The sequence below is a fragment of the Streptomyces sp. NPDC050085 genome (assembly GCF_044460595.1).
Taxonomy (GTDB): domain Bacteria; phylum Actinomycetota; class Actinomycetes; order Streptomycetales; family Streptomycetaceae; genus Streptomyces.
Map to the genome: position 1 here is coordinate 77,926 of NZ_JBITJZ010000022.1, position 11,377 is coordinate 89,302.

The following is an 11,377-nucleotide window of genomic DNA, read 5'->3' on the forward strand; positions in this document are numbered from 1 at the left end:
CCCTATGACTTCAGCAGGAGCGCAGAGGTGGGCACTCCTTCGCCCGCCGTCACCAAACACGTTTCCGCTCCCGGCACTTGGGCCGTGCTGACGCCCCTCAGCTGTTTCACGCCCTCGTTGATGAGGTTGAAGCCGTGGACGTACGCCTCGGACAGGCCGCCGCCCCCGGTGTTGATCGGCAGGCGGCCGCCGATCTCCAGGGCGCCGCCCTCGGTGAAGGAGCCGCCCTCGCCGCGTCCGCAGAAGCCGTAGCCCTCGAGGGACAGCGGGATGAGTGGGGTGAACGCGTCGTAGATCTGGGCGACGTCGACGTCCTCGGGGGTGACGTCGGAGTTCTTCCACAGGTGGCGGGCCGCCGTCCAGGCGGGGCCGGTGAGCGGGTCGTCGTTCCAGTAGTTGACCATGCCGTGGTGCTGGGCGGGCAGGCCCTGGGCGGCGGAGTGGACGTACACCGGCTTCTGGCGGCAGTCGCGGGCGCGCTCGGCGGAGACGATGACGCACGCCAACGCACCGTCTGTCTCGAGGCAGTTGTCGAAGAGACAGAGCGGCTCGCTGATCCAGCGGGAGTTCATGTACATGTCCCGGGTGAGGGGGCGCTCGTACATCATCGCGGCCGGGTTCTGGTTGGCGCGGTTGCGGCAGGCGAGGGCGACGTTGAAGAGGTGGTCGCGGGTCGTCCCGTACTCGTGCATGTGGCGGCGGGCCAGCATGCCGATCTCGTCCGCGGGGCGCAGCAGGCCGTAGGGGCGCGTCCACTGGGCGGGCGTGGGGAGTTGGACGGTGGTGTTCTTCCAGGGGCGCGGCCCGCTGCCCCGTTTGCGGGAGCGCCACGCCACGCCCACACTCGCCTGGCCCGTCGCGACCGCGGCGGCCAGGTGCGCGACGGTCGCGCACGAACCGCCGCCGCCGTAGCCGATCTTGGAGAAGAAGGTGACGTCGCCCGCGCCGACGGCCTTCGCGACCTCGACCTCGTCGGTCTCCTCCATCGTGTACGAGGAGAACGCGTCGACCTCGGACGGCGCGATCCCCGCGTCGTCGAGCGCGGCGAGGATCGCGCGGCAGGCCAACGTCTTCTCGGATTCGGGGAGTTGCTTCGCGAACGCCGTCTGGCCTATGCCGACGATCGCCGTCGCGTCCTTCAGTCCCGCCATGGGTACCCCCACCTGGACACCTGGATCTCTGTGCTGACAGCGCGTCAGGCTACAGCTAATCTGACGGATAGTCAGCTACGGCGTGGTGGGAGGTCGTTCGATGCGTACGACGGATGGCGAGACGGATCGAGGGTGGGGAACGATCCCGGAGCTGGTGTGGGACGCGGCCGAGGGTTTCGGCGGCCTTGAGGCGGTCGTCGAGGGGCGCACCAGGATCACGTTCGCGGAGCTCGGCGAGCGGGTCGAGCGGGCCGCGGCCGCCTGCCTCGCCACCGGCATCGAACCGGGCGACCGGGTCGCCATCTGGGCGCCCAACACCCTGGACTGGATCGTCTCGGCGCTCGGCGCGGTCAGCGCGGGCGCGGTCCTGATCCCCCTGAACACCCGCTTCAAGGGCGCCGAGGCCGCCGACATCCTGGCCCGCTCCAGGTCCCGGCTCCTCTTCGTCACCGGCACCTTCCTCGGTACGTCGTACGTGGCCTCGCTGCGCCGCGCACAGGAGGCAGGAGCCCAACTCCCGCACCTGGAACAGGTGGTGGTGCTCGCCGACAGTGCGCCGGAGGCGGCCGGGTTCCGTACCTGGAAGGAGTTCCTGGCGGCCGGGGACAAGGTCACGGGGGAGGAGGTGCGCGAGCGCGCGGCCCTCGTCGCACCGTCCTCACCGTCGGACATCATCTTCACCTCGGGCACCACCGGGCGGCCCAAGGGCGCTGTCATCACGCACGCGCAGACGCTGCGCGGGTACGAGATCTGGGCGGATCTTGCCGGGCTGCGCGAGGGCGACCGCTACCTGATCATCAACCCCTTCTTCCACACCTTCGGCTACAAGGCCGGGATCATCGCCTGCCTGATGCGCGGCGCGACGATGGTCCCGCAGCCCGTCTTCAACGTGGACACGGCCCTCGCCAACATCGCGGCCGAACGCATCTCGGTCCTGCCGGGACCGCCCACGCTCCACCAGTCCCTGCTCGACCACCCCGGCCGTGACGCCCACGACCTGTCGGCGCTGCGGCTCGTCGTGACCGGCGCCGCCGTGGTGCCGCTGCGCCTGGTCGAGCGGCTGCACGGGGAGCTGCACATCGAGGCCGTGCTCACCGCGTACGGCCTGACCGAGGCCAGCGGCATCGTCACCATGTGCCGGCGCGGGGACCCGGCCGAGCGGATCGCGGCGACGTCGGGGCGGGCCATCCCGGGTACCGAGGTGCGGGTCGACTCGGCGGCCCCCGGCGAGCCCGGCGAGGTCCTGGTCCGCGGGTTCAACGTCATGCGCGAGTACTTCGAGGACCCGGCCGCGACGGCCGAGGCGGTCTCGCCGGACGGCTGGCTGCGCACGGGCGACGTCGGGGTGATGGACGCGGAGGGCTATCTGCGGATCACCGACCGGATCAAGGACATGTTCATCGTGGGCGGCTTCAACGCGTACCCGGCGGAGATAGAGCAGCTGCTCGGCCTGCACCCGGACGTCGCCGACGTCGCGGTCGTCGGGGTGCCGGACGGGCGGCTCGGCGAGGTCGGCAAGGCGTACGTGGTGCGGCGGCGCGGGTCCGTCCTGACCGCCGACGACCTGATCGCGTGGGCGCGGCGGGAGATGGCGAACTTCAAGGTGCCGCGGGAGGTCGCGTTCGTGGCGGAACTGCCGCGCAACGCCTCCGGCAAGGTGGTGAAGGGGGAACTGCGGGGCGCCTGACCACCGTCGCTGTCATGAAGCGCATGGGGCCCAAGTTTCAGCTGGCGGTTACGCGGGTGCCCTGGTTGGGGTTTCGTGGCCGGCTCACCTGGCCGGTGGGGGTGGAGGTCCGTCGCTTCGCGACGGTGGGGCGGTGCGGATCTTCCATTCACCTGCCGCCGATCGATCTCCTCCTCGTCGTACGCCGGGACACGCTCCTGGAGCACGGCCCGGGTGTACGCCTCGGTCTGGAGAAGGCCGGGCAGCACCTGGTTCGCGTAGAACGAGAGGGCGATGGCCTCCCGCTCCTGCCGCATGTACTCCTCCGCCCACAGCGGGAACTGGTCCACCTCCGGCATGTTGGCCACACCGGCCGCCAACGTCCCCTTGGTGTCGAGGAGTTCGTCCAGCGCCTCCGCCAAGTCCGGTTGCAGCGCTCGTCTCCCCTGCTCGATCGAGGCGATCGTCTCCTCGTCCATGCGGACAAGGTCGGCGAGCTGGGCCTGGGTGTGACCCGCGGCCTGGCGGGCCGTCTTGAGCTGGCGGCCGACCGTCTTCATCGTCCCCGCCGCGCGCCGGTGCGCACGCCAGGCGCTGGCCGGCTGGGGCCTCGCCGCGCATGAGCGGAGCGACGACGTACTCCTGTGTGTGAGTGAACCGGCGACCAATGCCCTGCTGCACGGCGTGCCGCCCGGGCGCGGCTACCGGCTCCAACTCTCGTACGGGGGAGGCGTGTTGAGAGTAGAGGTGCAGGACAGTGGGCCCGGTACCCCGCGGATGCGGAAGGGCGGCGACGGGGTGGGAGGCCGGGCCTGTTGCTCGTCGCCGCCTGTGCGGATCGGTGGGGGTGGGGGAGCGGAACCCGGGGAAGGCGGTCTGGGCCGAGTTCGCGTTCGGGGTGTCAGTGGCCGTGCGGGTCCTCGGGCGCCCGGCGCGGGAGCAGGCGCGAGACCGGGAGGCAGAGCGCGGTGACCGCGAGGACGACGATCAGGGAGACCGTCATCGCGTGGGCCGGGGCGCCCGCGTGGAAGTAGACCGTGGTGACGAGCGCGGAGCCGATGCCGTTGGCCAGTTGCTGGATCGCGGTCAGGGAGCCGGACGCGCTGCCCGCCTCCTCGGCGGTGACGTCACCGAGGGCGAACTCGAAGACCGTACCGAAGCAGCAGCCCATGCCGAGCCCGGTGAGGAAGACCGCCGGGGCCGTCGCCCACAGGGACAGTGACGTGCCCTGAGCGAGGACGAGGGCGAGCAGGTAGCCGCCGCCCGCGAGGGTGAGGAGCAGGCCGAGCGGGATGACGTCGCGGCCGAGCTTCTTCGTCAGGCCGCCCATCGTCGCGAACGCGGCGGCGATGATGCCGAGCGTGAGCGGGAGCAGGCCGAGCGCCGCGGCGGACGGGTCCGCGCCCAGGCCCTGCTGCATGAACAGCGAGATCACGTAGATCAGGCCCGAGGTGGCCGCGAAGAAGAGCAGGCCGAGGATCAGGGCCGACGTGAAGCCCTTGTTCTTCAGCAGGGACGCCTTGATAAGGGGCTCGGCGGCTGCGCGCTGGCGGCGGAAGAACAGGACCAGGAAGAGCAGGCCCACGGCCAGGGAGCCGATCGCCAGGGCGTTCCAGCCGCTGCTGGAACCCTCGATCAGGCCCAGCATCAGGCCGAACATGGTGGCGGCGAGCAGGGCCGAGCCGCGGCCGTCGACCGTGAGCGAGCGGTCGCCCTCGTCGCGCGGGAGGAGCTTGGCGGCGGCGAAGACGCCGATCGTGCCGAGGATCAGGTTGATCAGGAAGATCGGGCGCCACGACAGGCCCGCGATGTCCGCGTCGATCAGGAAACCGGCGAGGATCGGGCCGCCGACCGAGGAGATGCCGAGCAGCGGGCCGAACAGCGCGAACGCCTTGCCCATCTGCTCCTTCGAGAAGTTCCGCGTCATGATCGCCATGCCCTGCGGGATCAGCAGCGCACCGAACGCGCCCTGCAGGACGCGGGCCACGATCAGCAGCGCCGGGTCGGGGGACAGGCCGCAGACCGCGGAGGCGAGCGTGAAGCCCGTCATGCCGATCAGGAACAGGCGGCGCCGGCCGAACTTGTCGCCGAGCCGGCCGCCGATGACGAGCAGGATGCCCATCGCGAGGGCGTAGGCGGAGCCGAGCCACTTGACGAGGGCCTCGCCGCCGCCGATGTCGTGGACGATCGTCGGCGCCGCGATGTTGGTGACCGTCGAGTCGATCATGTCGAGCGCGTCGGCCAGCAGGACCAGCGCCAGGATCACCCAGAACGCGGCCTTGGAGAGGGCTCCCGCCCCCGTCTTCTCCGCTGGGCTGATGGATGTCGATGTGGATGTGGACGTCATGGCGGGCTCCCTTCTGAGCGTCTGAGCGTCTGAGCGGCTGAGCAGCTGCGCTCGGGTGAGTGAGGTGACTGTGGCTGCCTCCATTTCAGAAAACCATAGCGACTATGAAAACGCAATCGCTACGACTTTGAAGTGACTAGGGGAGTGCCGGGTAAGGTGGAGGCATGACGCAGAAGACTCAGGAGCAGAAGGCGACGGCTCAGAAGGCGACGGCTCAGAAAGCGACGGCTCAGAAGGCGCCGGAACCCGGGCGGCGCGAGCGCAAGAAGGCCGCCACCCGCAAGGCGCTCTCCGACGCGGCCCTGCGGCTCTTCCTGGAGCGCGGGTACGACAACGTCAAGGTCGCCGAGATCGCGGCCGCCGCCGACACCGCCCTGACCACCCTGTTCGCCCACTTCCCCGGCGGAAAGGAAGCGCTGGTCCTCGGCGACAGCGAGGAGCGCGAGGCGTCACTGAAGGCGGCCGTGCGCGAGCGCGGGGACGGGGTGTCGGTGCTCGACGCGCTGCGCACGTTCCTGGCCGGGCGCGGCATGTTCGCCGACGACCTCGACAACGAGTTCCGGCGCCGCCTCGACCTCGTCGTCAGCACGCCCGCGCTGCGCCGCTACGCCCGCACCCTGTGGGTGAACTGCGAGGCGCCGCTGGCCGAGGTCATCGCCGAGGAGTCGGGCAAGAGCCCGGACGACGTCGGCCTGCGCCTCCTCGCCCGCTACGTCCTGGAGCTGCCGGACCTCGTCGCCGGCGACCCGGCGCCGCGCGACTCCCTGGCCGCCGCGTTCACGTACTTCAAGCGCGGCTGGCCCGACCTGGCGTGAGGGCGAGCCTGCCGGTGCCGGTGTCGGTGTTCAATTCCACGACCACGTCCGCCCGTTCGCGTCCCGGGGCGACCCGGCGGGCGTTCGCCTCGTCCGAGCGCAGCACCCAGTCGCGGGCGAAGGAGGGGGACTTGCCGAACTCCACGTGCCGGGCGATCAGCCGGTCGACGCGCACGCCGTCGTCCACGGCCACCCACCACACCTCGTCGAGCAGCGGGCGCACCGCACTCGACCACGGCTCCTCGTCGAGCAGCAGGTAGTTCCCCTCGGTCACGACGAGCGGGACGCCGGGCGGCACGGGCAGCGCACCCGCCACCGGCTCCTCCAACTCCCGCTCGAAACACGGCGCGTAGACCGTCTCGCCCTCGCGCGGGGAACGGATCCTGGCGAGCAGCGCCGCATACCCGTACGCGTCGAACGTGTCGGGCGCCCCCTTCCGGTCGGCCCGGCCCAGGCGGGCCAGTTCGGCATCGGCCAGGTGGAAGCCGTCCATGGGGACCAGTACCGCCAGGCCGCCGAGCGCCTCCACCACGGCGCTGGCGAGCGTGGACTTGCCCGCGCCGGGCGGGCCCGCGATCCCGATGACGCGGCGGGGGCCGCCCGGGGTGGCCAGGGTCCTTGCGCGGGCGGCCAGTTCATCGACGTACGACACCAACGGCTCCATGGGCCGCAGCCTGTCAGCTCTGCTTCAGCAGCTCCACCAGGCGGGACATGCCGTCCGCGCTGTGCCCCGCCTCGATCGAACGGTCCAGGAGGTCCTGGAACGGGGCGAACAGCTCGGTGGAGACGCCCGCCGCCCCGTACGCGGCGAGCAGGTTCGGGAACGCGGCCTGGTTCACGGCCAGGCTGGAGACGTCCGTCAGGTGCTGCCCGGAGTCGACCGCCGCGGCCGTGCCGGGCACGAAGCCCCGCAGCATGGCCTCGACCCAGCCCGTCAGCAGCGGCGTGAACTCCGCCGCCGCCACCCCCGCGGACCCGATCAGCGCGAACGCCTGCAGCGCGCCCGCCACCATCCCGTACATGCCGGTCAGCAGGGACAGGTCCCAGAGCGCCGCCAGGCCGGGGTCCGTCCCCGTCCAGCGCGTGCCGCCGAACGCCGCGAGCGTCGGACGGTGCTCCTCGTACGCCGCCTCGTCCCCGCTGTAGAAGACGTACGCGGCGTCCGTCGCGATCATCTGCGGTACGGCCATGATGCCGCCGTCGACGTACGCGGCCCCGGCGGCCTTCGCGCGGGCCGCGAACTCCCTTGCCTGGTCCGGGGTTCCGTTGGTCAGGTTCACCACGGCCTTGCCGGTCAGGTCGGTGTCGTGGAGGAGCCTGGCCACGTCGTCGTACGTCGTCAGGCAGACGATGAGCAGCGGACTCGCGGCGACGGCCTCCTCGACGGACCCGGCCGCGGTGGCGCCCCGCGCGACGAGCGGGTCCGCCTTGGCGGCGGTGCGGTTCCACACGGTCGTCGCGTGACCCGCCTCGAGCAGGGCCGCGGCGAGGGCGGAGCCCATCATTCCGAGGCCCAGGACGGACGCGGTGGACGCGGTGGACGCGGTGGACCGGTGGTTCTTCAGGGGCGCTGTGGCGGGTGTTGTCATGGGAGTCGTCATGGGAGTGGTCATGGGTGTCATCCTTCGGCGTGCCCCAATTGCCCACAAGTACCCACTAATTGGTGGGGTGCTGACCAGAAGGTAAGTCACCAGGTCAGCGCGTTGTCCATCGACGACTGCCAGTACGTGACCTTGATCGAGTCGTCGACGTAGACGCCCTTGGCGGGGAGCGCGGGCCGCGCCGCCGGGCCGTCGTAGTCGGCGAGGCCGTCCCGGCCCGCGAAGGAGACGGTGAGGGTCTTGGCGGTGTAGCCGTTGGAGCCGCTGCCGTCCGTCGCGGACAGGGCGACCCCCGCGTAGGCGGACTGGCCGGGCTCGAGCGAGACCACGGCCTGCGGCTGGGACTCCTCGATGACCGGGGGCACGGACTGGGCCTCGCCGAACCTGACCGCCGGGTAGTAGTAGAGGTCGCAGCCGGTCGAGCCGGTGTTGGTGACCGTGAGGAGCATGTGGTTCACGGGGCGGTTGACCGGGGCCGCGGTCGTCCTGGTGTGGGAGCCGTCGCAGACGCGGCGCCCGGCGGTGGCGTCGGAGGGCGTCGTCGGCCTGGGCTTCGGCTTGGCGGTGCCGGGCTGCGACGTGGCCGGGGCGGGCTTGCCGTCGGACGCGGGGGAGGCGGACGCCGAGGCCGAGGCCGACGGGGGCGTGGACGGGGAGTGGGACGGGGAGTCGGACGCGGGCGCCGATACCGACGGGCCCTCGTCCTTGACGCCCGAACCGTCGTTGCACGCGGTCAGGGAGAACGCGGCGATCGCGACGGTCGCGGCGGCGGTGGCGAGGCGGGTGCGGCGGATGCGGGAGGTGCGGATGCGGGAGGTGCGGACGCCGGTCATGTCGTTGAGCCCCTTCGAAGTCCGGGTCGGTGTGGTGCTTGGATGACTGGAGCTTGTGGGGTGATCCGTCCCAGTCGCCACGATCGCCGGGCAGTTGGGGACGCTGGAACGCCGAAACGGGCTCTGACCAGGTGAAACGCACGTGCCCTGGAATGCTTTGCCGGGACGCGGGGGGATGGAGGAACAGTGGCCGGGGACGATTTCGCGGCGCTGCTGCGGGAGTTGAAGGACCGCTCCGGGCTCAGCTACGGGACGCTCGCCAAGCGACTGCACATGAGCACGTCGACGCTGCACCGCTACTGCAACGGCACGGCGGTGCCCACGGACTACGCGCCCGTGGAGCGCCTGGCCCGACTGTGCAAGGCGTCCCCGCAGGAGCTGGTGGAGCTGCACCGGCGGTGGATCCTGGCGGACGCGGCGCGGGGGCGCAGGGCTACTGCCGAGGCCGCCGTGACCGAGCCCGCCGTGGTGGAGCCCGCCGTGGTGGAGCCCGCAGTGACCGAGGCTGCCGTGACGGAGCCCGCCGTGACCGAGCCCGCCGTGGTGGAGGCACCCGAGGAGCCCTCGGTCGCCACCGATCTGCCCGGGGTTCCCGAACCCAGGCCCCGGCCCCGGTCCCGCCGCAGGCGCACCGCGCTGATCGCGTCCATCGCCGCGGCGGCCGTGCTCGGCGCCGTCGCGCTCGCCGTGAACCTGCACACCGGGGGCGGCGACGCCGACGACCAGAAGGCGGTCGGGGCGACAGCGCGCACCTCGGGGCCGGCGGGCCGCACCCACGGTGCCACCGCGTCGCCGTCCGCCTCCGGCGCCAAGAGGTCCGCCTCCGCCGCGCCCTCCACCTCCGCGCCGAAGCGGGGCACGACCACCGGCCCCGCCGCGCCCTCCACCGGGTCGGGCGACGCCGCGGCCACGCCCCTCACCGTCTCCACCCGCCCCTACGTCTACGACAACCCGTGCAGCCAGCACTTCCTCGTCGACAGCGAACCGGGACAGGTCGGCCCGCCCGCCCCCACCGAACAGGACGCACCGCGCTGGGCCGCCTCGTACGGGGCCGTCTCCTCCGGGGAGCAGCGCGTCGCCCTCACCGTGCAGGGCACGGGGAAGGAGACCGTCGTCCTCACCAAGCTGTACGTCAACGTCGTCAGCACCGGCGCCCCGCTCGCCTGGAACGACTACTCGATGGGCGTCGGCTGCGGCGGCGGCGTCGGCACCAAGTCGTTCGACGTCGACCTGGACAACGGCAGGCCCACCGTCACCGCCAAGAACGGCCAGCGCGACTTCCCGTACAAGGTCAGCGAGTCCGACCCGGAGGTCTTCTACGTCAACGCGCACACCACCGGGCGCGACGTCCGCTGGAACCTGAGCCTGGAGTGGACCAGCGGCGACCGCCACGGCACGGTGCGGATCAACAACGACGGCACCCCGTTCCGCACCAGCGCGAACACGGACCGCCCCGGCTACGACTACCCGCTGGGCGGCAGCGAATGGATCAAGCGGGAGGAGCAGTAGCCCACTGTCCGGATGGCGAAATGGTGTGTGCAGAGGGCACCGACCTTCCTAGGGTCACCGCAACTGCCCGCCCGCCTCGAAGGAGCCGCCCCGTGAGCACAGCCGTGAGCACAGCCGTCACCGCGCCCACCCCGCCCCTGGCCGCCCGCGCCACCACCACCGGCGGCTCGCCCATCCGGGACATCCTGGCGGTGACGGCCCGGCCCGAGTTCATCAACTTCGCCGGCGGCCTGCCCGCGCCCGAACTCTTCGACACCGAAGGCATCGCGGCCGCGTTCGACCACGTCCTGACGCACGACGCACAGCGGGCCCTGCAGTACGCCACCACCGAGGGCGAACCGAACCTGCGCGAGGCGCTCGCCGCGCGGAACACGGTCCGCGGGCTGCCGACCGACGCCGACGACCTGCTGATCACCACCGGCTCACAGCAGGGCTTCTCGCTGCTCGCCGCCGCACTGCTCGACGCCGGTGACGTCGTCCTGGCGGAAACTCCCGGATTCCTGGGGGCACTTCAGGCCTTCGGTGCCACCGGCGCCCGGATCGTCGGCGTCCCCTGCGACGAGCACGGCATCGACCCGGACGCCCTGGACGCGCTCGTCGCCGAGCACCGGCCCAAGCTGCTCTACACCGTCCCCACCTTCCAGAACCCGACCGGGCGCACCCTGCCGGCCGAGCGCCGCGCGGCCATCGCCGGGATCGCGGCCCGCCGCGGACTGTGGATCGTCGAGGACGACCCGTACGGCGAACTCCGCTTCGAGGGCGCACGCGTGCCCTGGATCGCGACCTACGAAGGCGCCCGCGACCGCACCGTCCTGCTCGGCACCTTCTCCAAGGTCATGGCCCCGGGCCTGCGCCTCGGCTGGCTGCGCGCACCCCGGGAACTGCTGCGCGCCTGCGCCGTCGCCAAGCAGGCCGCCGACCTGCACACCCCCACCGTCAACCAGCTCGCCGCGGCACGGTACTTGGCGACCGTCGACCTCGACGCGCACGTCGCCCGCGTCGCCAAGGAGTACGGCACGCGCCGCGACGCCCTGCTCGCCGGACTGCCCGACGCCCTGCCGGAAGGCTCCACGTGGACGCGCCCCGAGGGCGGCATGTTCCTGTGGGTGAAGCTCCCCGACGGCCCCGACGGCCCCGACGCCCCCGGAAACGACTCAACCGCCCTGCTGAGCAAGGCGGTTGAGCACAAAGTCGCGTACGTCCCCGGCGCCCCGTTCTACGCCGCGGCCCCCGACCCCACGACCCTGCGGCTCTGCTTCGTGACGCAGACACCGCAGGGAATCGCGGAGGGCCTCAGGCGCCTCGGTCGCGCCCTGAACGGCTAGCGGCCGGCGGCTAGGGCGTGTCTTCAAACTCCCTCCCCCAGCTAACGCTGGGAGGTGCCCCCAGCCTCACGACGTCTGGCACGCGCCCCCAAGCTCTCGAACAACCTCGAGCAGGGAGGTGCCCCCTTCG

10 protein-coding genes and 1 pseudogene are annotated in these 11,377 nt (G+C 71.9%); 5 read left to right on the top strand and 6 right to left on the bottom strand.

The window, feature by feature from the left end; translation table 11 throughout:
• Positions 1-2 precede the first annotated feature (2 nt).
• The gene (locus ACIBUY_RS40430; protein WP_365571153.1) at positions 3-1,151 is read right to left on the bottom strand and encodes a lipid-transfer protein; all 1,149 of its coding nucleotides are present in this window, start codon (positions 1,149-1,151) and stop codon (positions 3-5) included.
• A gap of 100 nt (positions 1,152-1,251) precedes the next feature.
• Between ACIBUY_RS40430 and ACIBUY_RS40435 the strand changes: the two genes are divergently transcribed.
• Complete coding sequence (locus ACIBUY_RS40435) at positions 1,252-2,838, top strand: FadD3 family acyl-CoA ligase (protein WP_399155345.1); 1,587 nt, start codon at positions 1,252-1,254, stop codon at positions 2,836-2,838.
• A gap of 215 nt (positions 2,839-3,053) precedes the next feature.
• Here the strand turns inward: ACIBUY_RS40435 and ACIBUY_RS40440 are convergent.
• Positions 3,054-3,377, bottom strand: a pseudogene (locus ACIBUY_RS40440) (helix-turn-helix domain-containing protein); the annotation flags it as partial.
• Between ACIBUY_RS40440 and ACIBUY_RS40445 the strand changes: the two are divergent.
• The gene (locus tag ACIBUY_RS40445; RefSeq protein ID WP_399155346.1) at positions 3,352-3,789 is read left to right on the top strand and encodes an ATP-binding protein; all 438 of its coding nucleotides are present in this window, start codon (positions 3,352-3,354) and stop codon (positions 3,787-3,789) included. The pseudogene ACIBUY_RS40440 and the gene ACIBUY_RS40445 overlap by 26 nt on opposite strands.
• On the opposite strand, the gene ACIBUY_RS40450 is transcribed toward ACIBUY_RS40445, so the two are convergent.
• Positions 3,719-5,164, bottom strand: a complete 1,446-nt coding sequence (locus ACIBUY_RS40450) for an MFS transporter (RefSeq protein WP_399155347.1) — start codon at positions 5,162-5,164, stop codon at positions 3,719-3,721. The two genes, ACIBUY_RS40445 and ACIBUY_RS40450, sit on opposite strands and share 71 nt — an antisense overlap.
• Positions 5,165-5,328: 164 nt before the next feature.
• Here ACIBUY_RS40450 and ACIBUY_RS40455 point away from each other — a divergent pair, with 164 nt between their 5' ends.
• On the top strand, positions 5,329-5,979 hold the full coding sequence (locus tag ACIBUY_RS40455) for a TetR/AcrR family transcriptional regulator (RefSeq protein ID WP_399155348.1): 651 nt from the start codon (positions 5,329-5,331) through the stop codon (positions 5,977-5,979).
• Here ACIBUY_RS40455 and ACIBUY_RS40460 read toward each other — a convergent pair.
• From ACIBUY_RS40460 to ACIBUY_RS40470, 3 genes are all read right to left on the bottom strand, one after another.
• Positions 5,951-6,643 carry a nucleoside/nucleotide kinase family protein gene (locus ACIBUY_RS40460; RefSeq protein WP_365571168.1) on the bottom strand — a complete coding sequence of 231 codons (693 nt, stop codon included), beginning with the start codon at positions 6,641-6,643 and terminating at the stop codon, positions 5,951-5,953. The two genes, ACIBUY_RS40455 and ACIBUY_RS40460, sit on opposite strands and share 29 nt — an antisense overlap.
• Before the next feature lie 13 nt (positions 6,644-6,656).
• Entirely contained in the window at positions 6,657-7,592 is a 936-nt protein-coding gene (locus ACIBUY_RS40465) for an NAD(P)-dependent oxidoreductase (RefSeq protein ID WP_399155349.1), read from the bottom strand.
• 74 nt (positions 7,593-7,666) lie between these two features.
• Positions 7,667-8,413 (bottom strand): DUF4232 domain-containing protein, encoded by a 747-nt coding sequence (locus ACIBUY_RS40470; protein WP_399155350.1) that lies wholly within the window; start codon positions 8,411-8,413, stop codon positions 7,667-7,669.
• 186 nt (positions 8,414-8,599) lie between these two features.
• Here ACIBUY_RS40470 and ACIBUY_RS40475 point away from each other — a divergent pair, with 186 nt between their 5' ends.
• Both ACIBUY_RS40475 and ACIBUY_RS40480 read left to right on the top strand, forming a co-directional pair.
• Positions 8,600-9,922, top strand: coding sequence for a helix-turn-helix domain-containing protein (locus tag ACIBUY_RS40475; RefSeq protein WP_399155351.1), 1,323 nt, complete (start codon positions 8,600-8,602; stop codon positions 9,920-9,922).
• 92 nt (positions 9,923-10,014) lie between these two features.
• Positions 10,015-11,247 (top strand): PLP-dependent aminotransferase family protein, encoded by a 1,233-nt coding sequence (locus ACIBUY_RS40480; RefSeq protein ID WP_365571180.1) that lies wholly within the window; start codon positions 10,015-10,017, stop codon positions 11,245-11,247.
• The last annotated feature ends 130 nt before the right edge of the window (positions 11,248-11,377 follow it).